Origin of the sequence: Croceitalea marina (assembly GCF_042684265.1) — a bacterium.
In the GTDB taxonomy this organism is placed as follows: Bacteria; Bacteroidota; Bacteroidia; order Flavobacteriales; family Flavobacteriaceae; genus Croceitalea; species Croceitalea marina.
This window is the reverse complement of the sequence record NZ_JBHULB010000082.1, coordinates 103,454-122,087: the sequence shown is the minus strand read 5'-3', so window position 1 is coordinate 122,087 and position 18,634 is coordinate 103,454. Positions and strand designations below refer to the sequence as shown.

Here is an 18,634-nt window from a genome sequence, read left to right as displayed (position 1 = left end):
TTTAGTTGGATGGCGAATGATTTAAAATTGATTTTTGGGGACATTTTGGAGCTTGATCTCATGTATGAAATTGCTAAAGAGGGGAAATTAGTTCAATTTGAGCAAGGTGAAATAATAATTGATATAGGGGATTTTATTAAGAAAATACCCCTGCTGCTTTCTGGAGCAATTAAAATACTTAGAGAAGATGATAATGGGGATGAATTGTTGTTGTACTATTTAGAAAGAGGTGATACTTGCAGTATAACAATGACTTGCTGCTTAGGGGCGACAAAAAGCGAAATTACAGCAATAGCCGAAACCAATGTTGAATTGATTATGGTTCCTATTAGTAAAATGGAGGAATGGACAGGAAAATATAAATCTTGGCGTAAGTTTATTTTTGATAACTACCATAGCCGTTTAAATGAATTATTGGCAACAGTAGATAGTATTGCTTTTATGAACATGGACCAACGATTAATTTCTTATTTAAAGGAAAAGTGCCGAATTGCCAAATCAAACACAATCATAAGTACACATCAAGATATTGCTTTTGACCTTCATAGTTCCAGAGTTGTCATATCTAGACTTTTGAAAAAGTTAGAACGTCTAGGTACAATAAAACTGCATCGAAATCAGATTGAAATAATCAAACTGTAGCCTTTGTGACTTAGGATACATATCATCCTATAAATGCATAGTATCTTTGTAGTAATGTTAAAGCTTTTTTTTCCAATATTAGAATGGTTGCCAAAGTATAAAAAGGCCTATTTGGCAGGAGACTTTTCTGCTGGCATTACTGTTGGTATTATGCTAATTCCGCAAGGAATGGCGTATGCCTTAATTGCAGGATTACCTCCAATTTATGGGCTTTATGCTGCTTTAATACCAAACCTGATTTATGTTTTTACGGGCTCTAGTCGAAAATTAGCAGTAGGCCCAGTGGCCTTAGATTCCTTAATTGTTGCTTCAAGTTTGGCGGCAATGAAATTGGCCAATATTGACGATTACATCAGTATGGCTATTTTCTTGGCATTTTTTGTTGGGGTGATTCAATTGGTAATGGGCTTTATGCGTTTGGGTTTTTTATCTAACTTTTTATCGAGGCCTGTGGTAGGCGGTTTTACTTCTGCGGCGGCATTGGTTATTGGTATTAGCCAATTAAAACATTTCTTCGGCCTAGAAATTAATACAAACAACACCTTAAAAACGATTCGAGCCATTATTGGTCAGATTTCCGAGACTAATTTTTATGATTTAGCAATTGGCATAGCAGCCATCTTGGTGATTTTGGGACTGAAAAAATTACATCGAAAATTACCGGCTGCAATGGTTGTGGTGGTCTTGTCCATTATAGGCATTTACTTTTTTATGGTCAACGAAACCGATGTTCATATTGTAGGTCAAATCCCCAAGGGTTTACCTGGCTTTTTATTGCCACAATTTAATATGGACTTAATCGTAAAAGCTTTTCCGACCGCCATGGCATTGGCTTTTATTGCTTTTGCCGAAGCAATGACCATTGCAAAGGCCGTTGAAGATAAAAGTGACGAATACCACACTGATGCCAATCAAGAATTACGAGCATTGGGTACTTCAAATATTGTAGGGTCTCTATTTCAATCGTTTCCGACCAATGCCGGTTTGTCAAGAACAGCGGTCAATGTTGATGAAGGGGCGAAAACAGGCATTGCCTCTTTAATCAGTGTAGTTGTAGTTGGTATTACCTTATTATTTCTTACCCCTTTCTTTTACTATTTGCCGAAATCTGTTTTAGGTGCAATTATTTTGGTGGCAGTTTACGGTCTTATTGATTTGAAGTATCCCAAACAACTATGGCGTCAAGGTAAAGATGAGTTTTACCTTTTTGTAGTAACTTTTATGACGACGCTGTTAATAGGCATTTCACAGGGAATTATTTTTGGGGTATTATTTTCATTACTACTCTTGGTCAACAGAACCTCAAGACCGCATATCGCCATCTTGGGTAAGATAAAGGGAATGGAGTATTTTAAAAACTTAAAACGCTTTCCTGAAGATGTTGAGGTGCATGATGAAATTTTAATGATCAGGTTCGATGCACAACTGTTTTTTGCCAATGTGTACTATTTTAAAAGGGCACTTTTAAATGAGGTTGAAAAAAAGGGGGAAACGCTAAAATATGTTATCCTTAATGCCGAACCCATAAACTATATTGATAATACTGCCGTAAATCAGCTTAAGAAGATTGTAGAAAAACTTAGGGAGAACGATATTACCTTTAAAATTGCAGGGGCCATTGGCCCGACAAGGGATATCCTTCATAAAAGCGGATTGGTAGAGTTTATAGGAAAAGAAAATATTTACGTAAGAACGGCAGAGGCCTACTCCGATAGTTTAAAGAAAATTGGAAAATCACAAATTCAAGAAAAAGTTTCATTACAGTATCGATGATGGAAGTTAATTTGACATAAGTCATAATAAGAAAGTTTTACTTTCAATAAATTTGTTAGAAAGCGATAAAAATGAATATAGAACAGATATATACCGGATGTTTGGCGCAAGGGGCCTATTATATCGAGAGTGAAGGAGAAGTTGCCATCATAGACCCGCTAAGAGAGGTAAAACCCTATTTAGAGCGTGCAAAAAGAGACAATGCAAAGATCAAATATATTTTTGAAACCCACTTTCATGCAGATTTTGTAAGTGGCCATGTTACTTTATCCAAAGAAACCGGAGCACCTATTATTTATGGCCCAAACGCAAATCCTTCTTTTGAGGCTACAATTGCTGAAGATAATCAAGAATTCAAACTAGGTAAAATTACCATTAAGACCTTGCATACGCCCGGTCATACCATGGAAAGCACGACCTATTTGTTGAAAGATGAAAACGGAAGAGACCATGCTATTTTTAGTGGGGATACTTTGTTTTTGGGTGACGTAGGTCGGCCCGATTTGGCTCAAAAAGCAGCGACTATGACGCAAGAAGATTTGGCCGGTATGCTTTTCGATAGCTTGCGTAGCAAAATTATGCCGCTTGCCGATGATGTCATTGTGTATCCTGCCCATGGAGCTGGATCCGCCTGTGGTAAAAATATGATGAAAGAGACCGTGGATACTTTAGGGAATCAAAAGCAAATGAATTATGCATTGCGGGCCAATATGACCAAAGAAGAGTTTGTCAAGGAAGTTACGGATGGTCTTTTACCGCCGCCGCAATATTTTCCCCTTAATGTAAAAATGAATAAAGAGGGGTACGAAGATATTCATGAAGTTATCGAACGAGGAGCTACAGCATTGTCACCTGATGCTTTTGAAACCGCTGCCAATGAAACTGGGGCAATTGTGTTAGACGTGCGCCATCAAGATGACTTTGCGAAAGGCCATATACCACGTTCCATTTTTATAGGTTTAAAAGGAGGTTTTGCTCCCTGGGTCGGTGCCTTGATTGCAGATGTAAAACAACCGCTGCTTTTAGTGACGGATAAAGGCTCGGAAGAAGAGGCCATTACTAGACTGTCCAGAGTTGGTTTTGATGGTACTTTAGGGTACTTGAATGGAGGAATCGAATCTTGGAAAAAAGCAGGTAAGGAGATTGACACCGTCGAAAGTATTTCTGCGGAAAGCTTCAAAGAAAAACTTAAGAACGATGTTCCTGTTTTTGATGTGAGAAAAGAATCGGAGTATAGTGCTGAGCATGTAGATGCTGCCAATTTAACCCCACTTGATTTTTTGAACGATCATTTGTCTGAATTTCCTGAAGAAGAAACTTTTTATGTGCACTGCGCAGGAGGATATAGAAGTATGATTGCCGCTTCTATCTTAAAAAGTAGGGGCATTCATAATTTGATCGATGTAGCTGGCGGAATGGCCTCCATAAAAAAGGTTGGTATTCCGGTAACAGATTTTGTTTGTCCGACCACATTAAAATAACTCAAATGAACACCTCTAGATTCACCTTTCTTTTCTTGGCATTAGTTTTTATTGCTTGTCAAAACAACGAAGGCCAAGAAATCGTAATTGTAGATAAAGCGGCGATTAAAACGGCTATCACTGGTAAAAAAGTACAACTTATCGATGTTAGAACTTCTGAAGAATATGACGCTGGACATATTGCCAATGCTGTTAACTTCAATATAATTAATCGCGATACTTTTCTTATACAAGTACAAGAGCTCGATAAACAACAGCCAGTTTATCTGTATTGCAAAATGGGTGGTAGAAGTAATAGAGCTGCACAATTACTAAAAGAAAAGGGATTTAAGAAAATATTCGATTATTCCGGCGGCTATAATGATTGGGTTTTGGAATAACTATAGCTTCTTTTTAAATTTTAAGAATGGATAAAATACTTCAGCCATGGCCATGGTACGTTTCAGGGCCTTTAATTGCCCTGATAATGGCAATTTTGATTCTTTTGGGTAAACGTTTCGGAATGTCTTCAAACCTGCGAACAATATGTGCCATAGGTGGTGCGGGTAAAGTTGCAGATTTTTTTAGGTTTGATTGGAAAGCACAACGTTGGAATCTAATTGTAGCTATAGGTGCAGTTTTAGGAGGCTATATCGCCATAAACTTTTTATCAAACGATGCTGCGGTGACCATTAGTCAAGATTCTATTGAAGCTTTAAAAGAACTTGGAATTACAGATGGTGGCAGTGCCTACATGCCCGCACTCTTGTTTGGAGAAGGGGTGTTTTCTAGTACAAAGACCATCCTCTTGTTACTGGTTGGCGGATTCTTGGTAGGTTTCGGGGCCAGATATGCGGGTGGATGCACTTCAGGGCATGCTATCTCTGGTTTGAGCAATCTGCAGTTACCATCTTTAATTGCGGTTATTGGTTTTTTTGCCGGTGGATTGCTTATGGTCCATTTTATTTTTCCCTTAATATTTTAAGATTATGCGGAGTTTAAGTTATTTATTGGTAGGTATATTTTTCGGAATCGTAATGTTCAAATCTGAAGCAGCTTCATGGTTCAGAATCTATGAGATGTTCAGGTTTGAGGCCTTTCATATGTATGGTATCATAAGTTCGGCACTGCTTTTAGGTATTGTTTTTACCCAATGGGTAAAGCGAAAGGGCGTAAAATCGGTTTACGGTGAAAAAATTAGCATTGTAGATAAGAAAATGTCATTTGCTCGATATGCAATAGGTGGTGTGCTGTTTGGACTCGGTTGGGGGCTTGCTGGTGCCTGCCCAGGGCCTATGTATACCTTGTTAGGGGCTGGGTTTTTGCCAATTCTTCTTGTAATTTTTGGGGCATTACTTGGCACATTGGTTTATGGTCTGCTAAAAAATCGACTACCTCATTAAGTACGTTTATACTTTTGACCTAAAAAAGGCGTTTTTTACATCATAAAGATACTTTGCGACCTTAAAACGAGTATTTAATTAGCAATAGCAAGTATAATTTTACCTTTGTAGGTTAACAGATATCTCCCCCAGATTATCGAATACGAACTTATGCAACGTAATATCTGTATTATTGATGATGATTTAGTGTCTCAATTCGCCACACGTTATGTTATTGAACAACATAGTGGAGATTTTTCTATTTCTACCTGCGCGAATGCCGAAGAAGCCTTGGTAAAGCTCTCTTATCTAATTACCGAAGACAAAGAACTTCCTGACATTGTTTTTTTAGATTTAATCATGGGCGATATGAATGGTTGGGAGTTTATAGAAAATCTTCAAAGCCTTGCTAAAGGAAAAAGACTTCCAGAAATCTATATACTTTCTGGCTTTTCAAATTCTAAAGATCGTGCTATCGCAAAAGAACATGCCCTTATAGATGGGTATTTTGATAAACCTCTTTCAAGAAATAGTTTGGATAAGATTTTTTCAAAGAAAACGGTTTAATTTTTCTTTTATTAATTTACTATTGTGATTGATTGTTAGCTAGCCCTAACAAAATCTGTTCTTTGTAAACATAAACTAGCAAAATTTCCTTCATATCTTTTGAATAAAGAATTGCTTACTAGTTTTGATACCGAGTGATTAAGTTCGGTCTTATTAATAGGTTTTGTCAAAAAATCTTCGACCTGATTAAATTGGGTTGCTTTAAAAGCGTATTGTTTTTGTGTAGAGTACATTATCACTTGGCAATCATGCTCTAGGTTTTGAAGCACATCGAAGCCATTTAAATCAGGCATTTCAACATCTAAAATCAATAGATCTGGTTTTAGTTTATTAACTGCGGCCAAACCTTTTTTAGCATCTGTATAAGAACCTAAAAAGTCTAAGTTTCGATTATTCTTTACCAAAGTACTTGTGGTCAGGTTCTGCATTTTACAGTCATCAATGACAATGGTCTTCATGAAATTTAGGTTGTTAGTTTACACCTATAAAACAGTTGATTTAACCTATCTCCTGATGGGTTTAGATGAAACGTCAACTTTTTCGATGACCTTCAAATATGTCGATGAAAAGCAAAAAGTCTAGAACATATGAAGTGACATGGAAAGTAAAACGGATCTAAAAGAGATTTAGATTTGCCGTTTTGTTACCGCAATAAAATTTCTATATAGCTGGGTAATGGTAATATCCCTTAGCGTTAGGTTAGGATTAAAATCGAACCTAAGAACACCCATTTCGAAGGCATGGTGTTTAGCTAGCCATAGTTTTTTTAAAACTATGGCTGAAATTCGGTTATTAATTGGAACAATTGTTTGCAAAACGCAATCTATCATTGCCAGCAAGTAAATTTACTTTTCCTTGACTATTGACTAAGGCAACCTCATTCACATCCCAAACACCATTAAAGTCCTCAAGCCCGGGAACTACAATTTCTATCTGAATAATATTATCGGCCGCTTCTGTCACGAACCAATTTCCAGTGAAAGTTTCCGTAGATGATGTGACCACAAGAATATCATTCTCTTGAAAGTGAAAAGATAAGTCCTCATACTGTGTTTGTAAAAACATATTATCACGCCTTAAACTATCTACTATCCAATCATCACATGAAAGGAAGAGTTCTTTTATTTCATCTTCATTACAACCTTGACAATCATCATCGTCAAAATTGTTATCATCATCTTCATCACAATTATTAGATGCATCGGCAATACTATTTTCCAACTCTTGAAGATCAAAAACTTGTAGTTCATCTCCATTACTCAATAGTAAGTTCAACGGAAATGTTATGTCGACGACATCGTTTTTGTCCAGGTTGGTAATAAAGTTGAATAAAACCTTGTCGTTTACTATTGAAAACGAATTGAACCGCTCACTATTGGTATTAAAGGTGGTAAGTGCAACGGGGTAGATAAGGTCTATGCATTCAATATCATCATCGACTTGGTTTTCACCACCACAACTACTTACGAAAGCATCAAAATCTGTCTGATTGTTTACTTCTTCTTCGGTATAATCAGCGAAAATAAGGGTAATAGGAAAAATTATTTCTAGGATATCATCGTCATCATCACGCTCTTCAAATATAAATTCTATTTCGTCATAACCATCTTCATCGGTGATAGTAAGCGTGTTGCCATTGGCAATAACCGTAAGTGGTAATGCAACAGAAAAACAACTTGCGCCATCTACAATATTATCAATAGAACCATCTTTTAAGGTCGTTCTAATCAATAGGTTAGCTACGGTAGAATTTGAACTTAACCCATCCTCTGGAGGAGTACCCACAAATTCGAATTCCTCTTTTCTGCATGAGGTTTGTAATAAACTCAAAACAAGTACAAAGGCAACTAAAATTCTACTGACAGTTTTCATCTTTGGTCTATTTTTAATAGTATTACCACAACTAAAACAACTTAACGTTTAAAACTCCTGAAAATTTTTTGAGAAAAGTTTTTCTACTTTTATAGAACAAAAAGGCATACCTGTTGAAAAAAGACCTGCATTTAGATATTTGTAATGAGACTTTATTTGAAAACATATATAATAAGTACATAAAAAACCTTCAGGATTTTCTCTATTACAGGTATGGAGAAAATCTTAATCCGGCAGATAAAGCGCAAGATGCTTTTGCCAAACTTTGGGAAAATTGTAGCAAAGTGACTTCCGATAAGGCAAAGAGCTTTTTGTTTACTACTGCCAATAATCTTATGCTTAACGAGGTAAAACACCAAAAGGTAGTGCTTAAATATAAAAATGAATCTCCTAAGCAATACACCAATGAGAATCCGGAGTTTATTCTTGAAAAAGAACAATACCTGAAAAAGTATCAAGAAGTACTTTCTAAATTGTCTGAAGAACAGCGAACGGCTTTTCTGTTAAACAAGGTAGAGGGTAAAAAACATCAAGAAATTGCCGATTTATTAGGGGTTACCAAAAAGGTTGTAGAGTACCGTATTTACTCGGCTTTTGACCAATTAAAAAAAGAATTGGAAAATTTTAAGATAAAATAATCAGGAGATTTAAGGATACGATTGTTATATAGGCAAAGAGTCAAAATCATGGACAAGGAAAATTTAATACAAAAATGGGTATTGAACCAGCTCTCAGAAGAAGAGAAGAAGGAATTTAATGCCTTGGATAATGCCCCTTTCTTTGAGCGTATTGTTAAGGATGCTTCACATTTTAAAGCAGCCGACCATTCTGAGTACAATGATTTTGATAGTTTTAGAAGTAAGGTTATGCAACCGGAAACTAAGGTTAGAAAATTACATTATTTAAGACCCTTGATGCGGATTGCTAGTGTTCTTATTGTGGTATTCGGTCTTTACTATTTCTTTTTGAACCAACAACCTATTAACATACAGACACAAGTTGCTCAACAAACTACCGTAGAATTGCCGGATGCGTCTACTGTAACTTTAAATGCACTTTCTGAGATAAGCTATTCTAAACAAGATTGGGCAGATAAAAGAGAAGTGAAATTGGTAGGTGAAGCATTTTTTGATGTGGCCAAGGGGGCAAAATTTGATGTGGTCACTTCAGAAGGTACCATAAGCGTATTAGGTACAGAATTCAATGTTAAGCAAAGAGACGATTTTTTTGAAGTTGCTTGTTTTGAAGGTACAGTACGTGTTGTTGCAAATGGCCATACCCAAATATTGAAGCAGGGTGATAATTTCAGAATTCAGGCAGGTAAGGCCCTAAGTGGTGAACATAATTATGATGCTCCTAAATGGACCAACAACATAAGTTATTTTGAACGTACGCCTTTGTCTGAGGTTTTTGCCGAATTAGAAAGGCAATATGGTGTTTCTGTTACTAGTAATACAGTTGATGCCAAAACTTTATTTACAGGTGGTTTTGCACATGGTGATTTAGATAGCGCCCTCAAAGCCATCGGAGAAGCGCTTGAACTTGATTACGAAATACTAAAGCCAAAAGAGATACGTTTTAGTATGCGTGAGTAAGAAGCTATTATTTTCAGGTCTTTTACTGTTATCTTTTTTCTACCATTCCCGCTGTATTTCCCAATCTAATGAGAAAACGCTAGTGCTTTCTGAGATTTTAAACGAATTACAAGAGCGTTATGGGGTGCAATTTAATTATGCTTCCGATTTAGTTGAAAACATTATTTTAGAAGCTCCTAAAAACAACTTAAGCTTAGAAAAGGCCCTAGAAAAAATAAGCTCGGAGACTTATCTGGATTTTATCTTTATTTCCAAAACTATTATCACTCTTAAAGAAAAGACCATACGTTTTTGCGGTTACTCAAAAGATAAAGACAGTAACGAAATATTGCCTTTTGTAACCCTGTATACAGGTAAAAATAGCACTATTTCTAATGAAGAAGGTTTTTTCGAATTAAAAAATCTTAAAGCAAGAGATACTATCACCATTGAACATATAGGGTATAAACCTATTCGTTTGGCTGTAAATTCCCTTAAAACCCAAGAAGCATGCGAAACCCTTTTTCTAACGCTCTATCAAGAGCAATTGGCCGAGGTAGTCGTCTATGATTTTTTGGTAAGAGGAGTAGATCAATTGGATAATGGTTCTTACCAATTAGATTTTAAGAGATTTAGCACCTTGCCAGGGTTGGTAGATAATGATGTTTTACAATCTGTACAGGCATTTCCGGGTATACAAAGTATCGATGAGACCGTTTCGAACATCAATATCAGAGGGGGTAGTAATGACCAAAACCGTATCACATGGGATGGTATTAAAATGTATCAATCGGGTCATTTTTTCGGGTTAATATCGATGTTCAATCCTAGCATAACACAAAAGGTCGAGCTTAAAAAAAATGGGAGCAATACCTATGAAACAGATGGCGTTTCAGGTACAATTGCTATGAAAACCAGCACAAAACTTAATAATGATTTTAAAGGGAGTATTGGTTTCAACCTCATTGATGCCCATTCATCGGTAGATACTCCTTTAGGTGAAAAAGCCTCCATGCAAGTAGCGGCTAGAAAAGCCATAAATGGTTTTGTACAAACACCAACCTATTCTAGTTATTTTGATCGTATTTCACAAGACACTGAAATACAACAGAATACGACAATGATTAATGAATCTGAAATTGATTTCGATTTTTATGATACTTCTTTAAGACTACTCTGGCAGCCAACTCAAAAAGATCAATTACGGTTAAACTTTATCCAGACCAACAACAGTCTTAAGTTTAATGAGACCGCTATCTTTAATGGGCAGACAGAGATTAGGGAAAGTAATCTAAATCAAAGTACTATTGCCGCTGGTTTAAATTATAATAGAGATTGGTCAGAAAAACTTAGCACAACAGTTTCAATTTATAATACGGATTATAAGTTAGATGCCAACAATGTTGCCATCGAGGCCGATCAGCGTTTTATTCAAGAAAACAAAGTTTCTGAAACCGAGTTCAGGGTTATGGCTAATTATGCCTTGAGTGAACAAATGAGTTTCATTGGTGGCTATGACTTTACAGAAACTAAAGTTACAAACCTAGATAATATAGATAACCCTTTATTTATAAGATTGGTGGGTGAGCTGTTACAGACACACGGTGTTTTTAGTGAAGTAAGATTATCTTCTAAAGATCTGGATACTAAATTGACTTTGGGCCTTCGCTATAATTATCTCTATGATTTTAACAAAGGATTATGGCAACCTCGTTTAAGCTTTAGCCATCGTTTTAATGAAAACCTTAGCGTTGAAGCACTGGGTGAGTTTAAACATCAAAGTACTTCACAGGTGATAAACTTTCAGAATGATTTTTTGGGAGTTGAAAAGAGAAGATGGCAACTTTCAAATAATGAATCCGTACCGGTAATTACAAGTAAACAAGGGTCTATAGGTATGAGTTATAACAAAGCGGGCTGGCTTTTTAATCTCGTACCCTTTTATAAGGAAGTAGATGGTATTACAACTCAAAGCCAAGGTTTTCAGGGACCCTATGAATTTGAAAGGACCTTTGGGTCTTATAGCGCTTTTGGTGCTGATGTTTTAATAAGAAAACAATTTGAAAAGAACGCTTTTTGGCTAAGCTATGCTTATTTGGATAGTCAATATTCTTTTCAGGAATTACCTGAGACTAGCTTTGCAAATAATTTTAATATTAGTCATGCTTTTACGGCGGGTACAAATTTTACAAAAGGCAATTGGTTGTGGGCAGCTGGTTTAAATTGGCGTTCAGGTAGACCATTTACTGCGCTTGAAGTAAACAATGAAGTGGTAGAGGGGGAACTAAATTTTACGAATAGTAACTCGGAGCGTTTAAAAGACTACCTACGCCTGGATTTTTCAACTCAATATCAGTTCAATTGGGGTGAACAAACCAGGGCGCAAATAGCTTTTTCAGTATGGAACGTACTTAATCGTGAAAACGAAATAAATGCTTTTTATCGTTTGAACGCTGAACAACAGGCACAAAGGTTCGGTCAGAATTCTTTGGGTATAACCCCAAATTTGTCAGTAAAGCTTCTATTTCTTTAATTTTTTTTGTTGTAGTGTAATTTTTCATATCTATATGTATGGTTCTCAAAAGAGTGGGTTAGTTCTAAAAAATTGCTAGGAATACGAAAAATTGTATTAGGCTAAAAACCACAATTCCCTTTAAACAAAAATCATGGAATTCGAACATTTTTTTTATTTGTTCGTCTCTTTGCATCATCTCCTTTTTTGTTAGCATAGTTTTTTGCATGGTCGTTCTTTTTATATAAAACAACCAAAAGTTAAAAACTCCTGAAAAGAATTTTTTTTTTCGATAAAGTGCAAAGAATTGATTGGGGGAAGAAAAGGAGATCAAGCCGGGCAATAAAGGCACTGGACCTATTTTTCAAAATGATCTCATGTCTAAATAGCCTTAGCTTTTAATAGGTATGTAATGGGCCTTTATGGGTCTTACCATCAATTTTTAGTGAGTATAAATAGACATTGTTCGTTATGTCAAATTTTTCAAGATCAATAGACGCTTTTATTTCTGGTTTTGAAGCAATTCCGTCAAAAAGCGTCTCCACTACATTACCATAATAATCCAATAATTCTAAAGTAGCAGGTGTTGATTTAACGGTTTTGCAGGTGATAAGTACTTCATTTTCTTCTTCGTTGGTCTTAATGGAGATGGGGATCCTTTTATCGGCTAAAGTAATTTCGGTAAGCACATCAGAACTATAAAGCACAAGTTCATCCACATTTTTGGTATTGAAAAGCTTTACATAAATAGTTTCACTGTCAATAAAATAACTCGTTCTTTTAGTTGTCATGAGTTCCTCAGTACTTGAGCTTTGGTCAATTAAGTTTCCGAAAGAATGCATGGCAAAAGGTTTTTTATGTGGATAGGGTACTTTCAAAACAATCCAATTGCCTGGCGCGCTTTCCCATTCAAAGCTTAGATCAAAAAAATTCATTGCTTCTTCACCCAGTTTAAGTTCGCATACATTTTTACCCGCCGTAAAAAGAGTAGTTCTGTTGGTGGGCTTTTTTAGAGATGTCGTTTTTTGTGTGAAGTGGTTGACAAGGTCAAGCGTATTAAAAGAATAGGAATGCTCATGAACAGGATCTAGAAGGCCGTGACCTGTGGAGATTACCAAAGTTCCGTATGAATCTCTCAATGATTTATAGATTTCAGTATTTTCAACCAAGGGCTTACTGTTGTTCGTGAGTAAAGGTGAATCTTGATGAAAAAGTAGATAATCTTTTTTCTTTTTGGGTTTAACATGGTGTGCATGATGACTTTGGCTCACCTTATGGGGCATATGTCTTTGATTTGGTTTATCCTCAAATTTTTCTTCTTTAAAACCCTTTGCAACAATGATACTTTCTGGGTCTAAATTTCCAAAACCTAAAGTGGTGGTATTTTCTGAAGCGATTTCCTCAAAATAGTTTTCAGATGCAATTAGCCCTTCATAAAAAATACCGGTCTTATAATTACGGATTGTAATATTACTAAGTTTTGGGGCCGATTTCCCTAAAGAGTCGGTTGCCCAAATGGCTTTCGAATTTAAATCAGGATTCAGATGGGTACGAATGAATCTTGAATTTTGCACGTAGGCAGTTCCCGGGTAAATTCCGATTAAATTTTCTTTAAAATCATAATCGGAAAGCACAGTATTTTTACTTTTTATAATTGCTCCAACAGGGAAATTAACTATCGCATTGTGTGTAGTTCTCCAAATCCCCAAATGATTAAAATCGTCAATGAATAAACCAATATTTTGATGTTCTTTGTTTGTTGAGCCATTAAGTTCAATACTATTATTGTTCAAAACAAAATGCTTTGAAACCGTTGACCACGCTTTGTCTTTGGTAGGATTGGGCTTTTTTATGGCAATACCGTTGGCGCTATTTGCGACTTTGACCTTATTTTTCTGAATAGCTTGAAACGGATTGCCAACCAAAAGAGCATAAGCCCCTTTTTTGTTATTGTTGATCAGTAGATTGGATTCTATCTTATTTTGATATCCCTTTCCATTTTTAGAACAGATAATGGAGCTTCCGTTTGCTGAGATGAAAATGTTATTTTCAATACGGGCCGAGGTGTTTTCTAAAACCAGGTCATCGCCTTTTGAATTGACAAAAACGGAATTTAATAAACTTGCCTTGCCTTCTTTATTGCCATTCCATAAAAAGGCCGGTTCGAAAGAATCCCCCATATTTTTAAATAGCACCCCTGATAGATTGACTTTAGACGCTTTTTCCAAACGGACAGAAGCGGTGACGCTCTTATTAGCGGTTGATAAAATAATGTTCTTGGTAAGTTGTTTTTCTTTAATAGCCTCACTTTGATATTCTATTGACGAAACAATAGTCAGAGGATTATAAAACAACAGATTTCCATCATTGATTACTTTTAAGCCCGATGAAAGAGTTCCCGACGAATGGGTAAATGTTATCTGACATTTGTATTTTTTTTCTTCTTGTTCCGTTCCAATTTCAAAGGTGCCACCATCAATCACAATTTGGGCAACCTGAATTTCAATATCCTTAACATCAGCAATTCGCAAAACACCCTGAACGGTAATCTTTTCCAATGGCGAAGGACTCTTCTTTAAAATAAGTGTTTTGCCTATAGGTATTACTAACTCACTTTTGCCTTGAGCTTTTAAAAAGTGAATGTTTAAAGTGATTAAAAGGGCAACAGATAAATAGCGAAATAATTTGATCATAATACTCCTGTTAAGGTTTAATGATTTTAATAGGTACTGAAATATCATCAACCCGCACGTTAAGGATATAAACTCCAGATTGCACGACTACATTCTCTAAGGATAGGGTATGATTGCCCGAATCCCTTTCGCCTAAAAATAGCTGCTTGGTTTTGCGGCCCAACATATCAAAGACTTCAACAGATAAAAACTCTTTTTGGTTTAGGGTATATTGCAGTACGGACGACGAAGTTAAAGGGTTTGGATATACAGTGATATCCCTAAAATAAAGGTCTGGGCTGTTGTCTGGCAGGCCATAGTTATTACCCGTTTTTTCTCCTTTTGGAATTAGATTTACTTTAGAATAACCGGTTTCATCGGTAACCATTTTGATATATAGTGCCCCCTCATCCTCATTAAAATAGTAGGAGTTCGCTAGTTCGTTATCTAAATCTTTTAAAGTGTCGACCTTGGTTATCGGAAAATCGTCTTCATCCAGAACCTCGACGCCAGTATAGGGGAAAGGATGCTTAAAAATGGCCCATTCACCTTCTTTTTCCAAAACACTTCGCAGCTCTAAAAGGTTTCGTCTATCATCTATCTCCCATTGGCCCAAAATGGTATAACGTTGATTGCCAAAAAAGCTATAATAGCGTTGTTTCGCCCTCTGCATTTTAGGAATACGGTGCTGATCATAGTCACGTATCAAAGCAACTTCTTGCGGCAGGTCGAACCCAATATCGGCCATTTTCAGCTGCATGGCACCTTCAGCCTCTAAAATATAGGCCTGCCATTCTTCTCTATATTCAATAGCGTCATTGGCAAATGAAGAATAGGGGTGTGCAATTAGAACAGGTCGATTATACCCCGTCAAACTACCATCTTTATCCAAAAGAATAGAAGAATTCTCGTTTTTACCCTTACTTCCCCTAGTGCTCATCCATAGGGGTAAAGTTTCTCCTTTTACTTGAATATTTTCAAAAAAATTGTATTCTTTATGACCTCCGTGCCCTATTATGGCCGCCGCCACTTTACCTTCTTCAACATCTTTATTGATATCTATAAAGGTCACGTTGCTCAATTTGGGCTCTTTACTTCCGCCTTGGGCTATGGAATAGTATCCCGCCCTTCGGTCTCCATGTCTCAAGTGTCTGTTTTTGCCCCCTATTTCATTTTTTGATTTACCAATAACGAGGGAGTTTTGCACATAAGACTCCGATGATAAGAGCCCTATGGCATTGTCGGCCAAAATAAAATTATCTAGAGTGACATTGGTTATCTCTGTCCATGCCCCGCTCATGGCATTTTTGTAGCCTGTGAAGTTATTAAAAGTCCACATCAAATCCCCATTATGAAAAGTTGTCATGAAAAAACCATGACCGTGGCCTACTTGTCCGTAAAGTGCGGTATTGGAAATTCCCTCGTTACCTAAGTTCCCTGGAACAGAGCAAGAATGGGCAACATTATCGTTGAATACAATTTCTCGGGGTAATAAGTCGTAGTCTCTAAATTCTTTGCCTCGACTACGAGTATCAAAGAAAAACCCGGTGCCGCGTTCAGAACCCGCAACATGATTGCCGATAAGATTATTATGCGGGTTTCGCATCCAAAAACCACCAACCCTTTGTTCGCCCTGAGAACTTCCACCATTACCTTCTCTAGGAAAGGCAAAAAAGTCTTTGTCCGGTCTGCGAACTAGCATAGCTAGATTGTTCTTAAAGGTATTGTTCAGCTCATTACCGTCTTCTGCGGGTACAAAAGCATGATTTTGTATGTTATAAGCAACAACATTTTCTACCAGTACATTGTCCGTTTGATGCAGTACGACCGCTCTTTGCATACCATGGTGAATACTAGAGTTTTTTATATAATCACCTTCTCTGTCACCTGCTAAGTGCCAATGAAAATTATATCTCGCTTCTTTACCAGGTTGACCTGTTTTGGTAAATTCGACGCCTTCAACACGAATTGGTCCTGAGTCTACCATGACCATGATATGTGCTCCAAACCGGAGTTCGGGCGAATCATCTGCCCCTTGAATTCTTACGTTTCTGGTCAACATCGCTACTTCGGCACGTTCATCAAGAATTTTTCCTTCATATTCTTGTAGCTCCCCGTAATGGGCATATTGCAAAGCAGGTGTAAACGAAATAGAATTTCCATTAATACCGGTTATAGTGAGCTCTTCGGCCTCGTAGGGTTCGTAACCACTTGGGGCAATAGCAATTTTATCGCCTATCTGCCATCCTTTTGGTTCAAGGTTTAATGTGAGCGAGGTGGCCCCGACTTCAAGATTGCCTTCTAATTGGCCCCAACTCAATTTTGAGGCACTTGCGCCATGAATCTCTAAAGAACCGCCCATCATGGTGGTCAAAAACCGGCCTCCCATGGTATTTACGTCTTCCTCGGGCCCATTTAAGGTAATTGTGGCTTTGCTCTGAAAAGGATTTTCTTTTGTTCCTATTTGCAAAAGGCCGTGCACCATTATCCATCTGGCGGTCAATGTCACATCGCTATCTTCAAAAATAAGTTTTCCATTAACGATTAAGCTACCAAGATTAGGAGTGCTGGTATCCAATATGATGGTTTTTCCATTGGAGATAATAACATTTTCGTTAGTTGAAGGAACTTTTCCATTTGGCCAAGAAGAAGGATTGGACCAATAAGTTTGGGCATAGCCGGTACCCACAGAGATTAATAAGATAAACAATAGGTTTGCGAATAGTGAAAGTGCTGGTTTACAGCTGGTTGATTCAGGTCTCATTGTAATAGCATTTAGGTCTACTACTGTGAACACCTGAAATCGGATAAACCCTACCATATATTCGATGAACTGCACAAAATTTTACTGAGTTGACATGAAACCTCATATTTGATTTAGTGCTAAGATGGTAACTTTCAGCTTTTAATAATTTTGGATGAGGTGCAAAAGTTAGTAAGGAGAGAAATAGTTTAAAGTAGCCCCGGCAAGAATCGAACCTTTTTCCCAGCCCCCTTTATTTAAAAGGCTTTCAGCTTTTTATGATTTTTAATGTTGACGATTTGTGAACTTTTTTGGTGATTTTTCTTTCGTCAATACAAATGTAATCGAAAGAACTTAAATGCTATTATTCTTAATTAGAATATGTAACTATCCCAAATCTTACCCTTAAACTTTAAGCATGGATCCTGTTCTGATTTTATAGTGTTCCGAGAGATAAACGTCGAGTAAAATCAGAATAGGGCGCATCCTACTTTTAATTTGAAGTTCCATTTTTTCTTTCATTATAATTACTTTTCGCTTTAATGGAACTACTTACAACTTAAATATCCAATATGTAAAGTCAATTTATTAATACGGATAAAAGGGTATTAACGACCATTTTGAGATAAGCTTTGCCGTGTTTATTTTCTTTTGCGACCTCCGGGAGAAAAAGCAAGATTGTCATGACAATGACACATCTTGAATAAACTCTCAACTTCAAATTATCTCTATCCTTAGTGGAGAATGAAAAGCGCCCAAGTTTTAACTAGAGAAAAGAAGCTCTTTTAGAAGAAGTTCATTGAATGAAAAGAATCAACGAGATTTTGAAAATGAATATATGGTGTTTTGTAAAAAACTACTATGAAACCAACATGAGCATATGCGCCCTATTTGATTTTTGATTGATGGAATTTGAGTTATTTAATCATTTTTTGCGGCTCAAAAAAATTTAAAATTACTACGGAAATAATTTTTATTAACAAATAATTAATAAAGGTTGTAAACTTATTACCATGGAAACATATTTTAATTACCTTACAATTAAATTTCAGAATAAAAATGACTCAAATTAGTTCCCCAAAGAATAAGGCACAGGAAAATGGTAAGCTCACCAATTCAAAAATAGAACAACTAAAGGATATTATTTTTGGCGAGAACATTCAAGAATATGATTCCGAATTTGAAAAAATAAAAAGCGAAATACAAAGTAAAAAAGTAGAACTTGAGAATCTAATTAACGAAATTAAAAATGAATTAGATGCTGCTATCGATAATTTAAGTACAGACATCAATATAAGACTAACAGATATTGAAGATAGTTTTTCTGATAAACTCAAAGATTTGGACAACAACAAGATTGATAAGAACTCTCTAGGGCAGCTCTTAATATCATTAGGAGAGAAAATAGCCAAGGGCCAAAAATAAAAGCCCTTTTAT

15 protein-coding genes are annotated in these 18,634 nt (G+C 36.4%); 11 read left to right on the top strand and 4 right to left on the bottom strand.

Annotated elements, in window-relative coordinates; all coding sequences use genetic code 11:
* Nucleotides 1-9 precede the first annotated feature (9 nt).
* The 7 genes from ACFSQJ_RS18290 to ACFSQJ_RS18260 all read left to right on the top strand — a co-directional run bounded on the left by ACFSQJ_RS18290 (nucleotide 10) and on the right by ACFSQJ_RS18260 (nucleotide 5,824).
* Complete coding sequence (locus ACFSQJ_RS18290; protein WP_377768340.1) at nucleotides 10-642, top strand: Crp/Fnr family transcriptional regulator; 633 nt, start codon at nucleotides 10-12, stop codon at nucleotides 640-642.
* Between the two features lie 33 nt (nucleotides 643-675).
* Nucleotides 676-2,415: a SulP family inorganic anion transporter gene (locus tag ACFSQJ_RS18285; RefSeq protein WP_377768339.1), complete on the top strand. Its 1,740-nt coding sequence runs from the start codon at nucleotides 676-678 to the stop codon at nucleotides 2,413-2,415.
* Nucleotides 2,416-2,486: 71 nt separating this feature from the next.
* Nucleotides 2,487-3,896 (top strand): MBL fold metallo-hydrolase, encoded by a 1,410-nt coding sequence (locus tag ACFSQJ_RS18280; RefSeq protein ID WP_377768338.1) that lies wholly within the window; start codon nucleotides 2,487-2,489, stop codon nucleotides 3,894-3,896.
* Nucleotides 3,897-3,901: 5 nt separating this feature from the next.
* Entirely contained in the window at nucleotides 3,902-4,276 is a 375-nt protein-coding gene (locus tag ACFSQJ_RS18275; RefSeq protein WP_377768337.1) for a rhodanese-like domain-containing protein, read from the top strand.
* Nucleotides 4,277-4,302: 26 nt separating this feature from the next.
* A complete protein-coding gene (locus tag ACFSQJ_RS18270) occupies nucleotides 4,303-4,860 on the top strand; it encodes a YeeE/YedE family protein (protein WP_377768335.1) in 558 nt (185 codons plus the stop codon).
* 4 nt (nucleotides 4,861-4,864) lie between these two features.
* The gene (locus tag ACFSQJ_RS18265; RefSeq protein WP_377768333.1) at nucleotides 4,865-5,278 is read left to right on the top strand and encodes a DUF6691 family protein; all 414 of its coding nucleotides are present in this window, start codon (nucleotides 4,865-4,867) and stop codon (nucleotides 5,276-5,278) included.
* Between the two features lie 150 nt (nucleotides 5,279-5,428).
* On the top strand, nucleotides 5,429-5,824 hold the full coding sequence (locus ACFSQJ_RS18260; protein WP_377768332.1) for a response regulator: 396 nt from the start codon (nucleotides 5,429-5,431) through the stop codon (nucleotides 5,822-5,824).
* Nucleotides 5,825-5,859: 35 nt separating this feature from the next.
* Here the strand turns inward: ACFSQJ_RS18260 and ACFSQJ_RS18255 are convergent, their stop codons facing one another.
* Both ACFSQJ_RS18255 and ACFSQJ_RS18250 read right to left on the bottom strand, forming a co-directional pair.
* Complete coding sequence (locus ACFSQJ_RS18255; RefSeq protein ID WP_377768331.1) at nucleotides 5,860-6,282, bottom strand: LytR/AlgR family response regulator transcription factor; 423 nt, start codon at nucleotides 6,280-6,282, stop codon at nucleotides 5,860-5,862.
* A 334-nt stretch (nucleotides 6,283-6,616) separates the two neighbouring features.
* Nucleotides 6,617-7,696, bottom strand: a complete 1,080-nt coding sequence (locus ACFSQJ_RS18250) for a hypothetical protein (RefSeq protein WP_377768330.1) — start codon at nucleotides 7,694-7,696, stop codon at nucleotides 6,617-6,619.
* A 113-nt stretch (nucleotides 7,697-7,809) separates the two neighbouring features.
* On the opposite strand from ACFSQJ_RS18250, the gene ACFSQJ_RS18245 reads away from it, so the two are divergent.
* The 3 genes from ACFSQJ_RS18245 to ACFSQJ_RS18235 all read left to right on the top strand — a co-directional run bounded on the left by ACFSQJ_RS18245 (nucleotide 7,810) and on the right by ACFSQJ_RS18235 (nucleotide 11,803).
* Complete coding sequence (locus ACFSQJ_RS18245) at nucleotides 7,810-8,334, top strand: RNA polymerase sigma factor (protein ID WP_377768329.1); 525 nt, start codon at nucleotides 7,810-7,812, stop codon at nucleotides 8,332-8,334.
* Between the two features lie 48 nt (nucleotides 8,335-8,382).
* Entirely contained in the window at nucleotides 8,383-9,291 is a 909-nt protein-coding gene (locus ACFSQJ_RS18240; protein ID WP_377768328.1) for a FecR family protein, read from the top strand.
* A gap of 82 nt (nucleotides 9,292-9,373) precedes the next feature.
* On the top strand, nucleotides 9,374-11,803 hold the full coding sequence (locus tag ACFSQJ_RS18235; RefSeq protein ID WP_377768327.1) for a TonB-dependent receptor: 2,430 nt from the start codon (nucleotides 9,374-9,376) through the stop codon (nucleotides 11,801-11,803).
* Nucleotides 11,804-12,180: 377 nt separating this feature from the next.
* Here ACFSQJ_RS18235 and ACFSQJ_RS18230 read toward each other — a convergent pair whose 3' ends face one another.
* On the bottom strand, nucleotides 12,181-14,475 hold the full coding sequence (locus tag ACFSQJ_RS18230; RefSeq protein WP_377768325.1) for a G8 domain-containing protein: 2,295 nt from the start codon (nucleotides 14,473-14,475) through the stop codon (nucleotides 12,181-12,183).
* A gap of 10 nt (nucleotides 14,476-14,485) precedes the next feature.
* A complete protein-coding gene (locus ACFSQJ_RS18225) occupies nucleotides 14,486-17,218 on the bottom strand; it encodes a G8 domain-containing protein (RefSeq protein ID WP_377768324.1) in 2,733 nt (910 codons plus the stop codon).
* A 1,038-nt stretch (nucleotides 17,219-18,256) separates the two neighbouring features.
* Between ACFSQJ_RS18225 and ACFSQJ_RS18220 the strand changes: the two genes are divergently transcribed.
* Complete coding sequence (locus tag ACFSQJ_RS18220; RefSeq protein WP_339335530.1) at nucleotides 18,257-18,622, top strand: fructose 1,6-bisphosphatase; 366 nt, start codon at nucleotides 18,257-18,259, stop codon at nucleotides 18,620-18,622.
* Nucleotides 18,623-18,634: the final 12 nt, after the last annotated feature.

Bases quoted from the DNA above. Each gene is read 5' to 3' on its own strand.
- ACFSQJ_RS18290 (WP_377768340.1), top strand. From the start codon at position 10: ATGGCGAATGATTTAAAATTGATTTTTGGGGACATTTTGGAGCTTGAT.
- ACFSQJ_RS18285 (WP_377768339.1), top strand. From the start codon at position 676: ATGCATAGTATCTTTGTAGTAATGTTAAAGCTTTTTTTTCCAATATTA.
- ACFSQJ_RS18280 (WP_377768338.1), top strand. From the start codon at position 2,487: ATGAATATAGAACAGATATATACCGGATGTTTGGCGCAAGGGGCCTAT.
- ACFSQJ_RS18275 (WP_377768337.1), top strand. From the start codon at position 3,902: ATGAACACCTCTAGATTCACCTTTCTTTTCTTGGCATTAGTTTTTATT.
- ACFSQJ_RS18270 (WP_377768335.1), top strand. From the start codon at position 4,303: ATGGATAAAATACTTCAGCCATGGCCATGGTACGTTTCAGGGCCTTTA.
- ACFSQJ_RS18265 (WP_377768333.1), top strand. From the start codon at position 4,865: ATGCGGAGTTTAAGTTATTTATTGGTAGGTATATTTTTCGGAATCGTA.
- ACFSQJ_RS18260 (WP_377768332.1), top strand. From the start codon at position 5,429: ATGCAACGTAATATCTGTATTATTGATGATGATTTAGTGTCTCAATTC.
- ACFSQJ_RS18255 (WP_377768331.1), bottom strand. From the start codon at position 6,282: ATGAAGACCATTGTCATTGATGACTGTAAAATGCAGAACCTGACCACA.
- ACFSQJ_RS18250 (WP_377768330.1), bottom strand. From the start codon at position 7,696: ATGAAAACTGTCAGTAGAATTTTAGTTGCCTTTGTACTTGTTTTGAGT.
- ACFSQJ_RS18240 (WP_377768328.1), top strand. From the start codon at position 8,383: ATGGACAAGGAAAATTTAATACAAAAATGGGTATTGAACCAGCTCTCA.
- ACFSQJ_RS18230 (WP_377768325.1), bottom strand. From the start codon at position 14,475: ATGATCAAATTATTTCGCTATTTATCTGTTGCCCTTTTAATCACTTTA.
- ACFSQJ_RS18225 (WP_377768324.1), bottom strand. From the start codon at position 17,218: ATGAGACCTGAATCAACCAGCTGTAAACCAGCACTTTCACTATTCGCA.
- ACFSQJ_RS18220 (WP_339335530.1), top strand. From the start codon at position 18,257: ATGACTCAAATTAGTTCCCCAAAGAATAAGGCACAGGAAAATGGTAAG.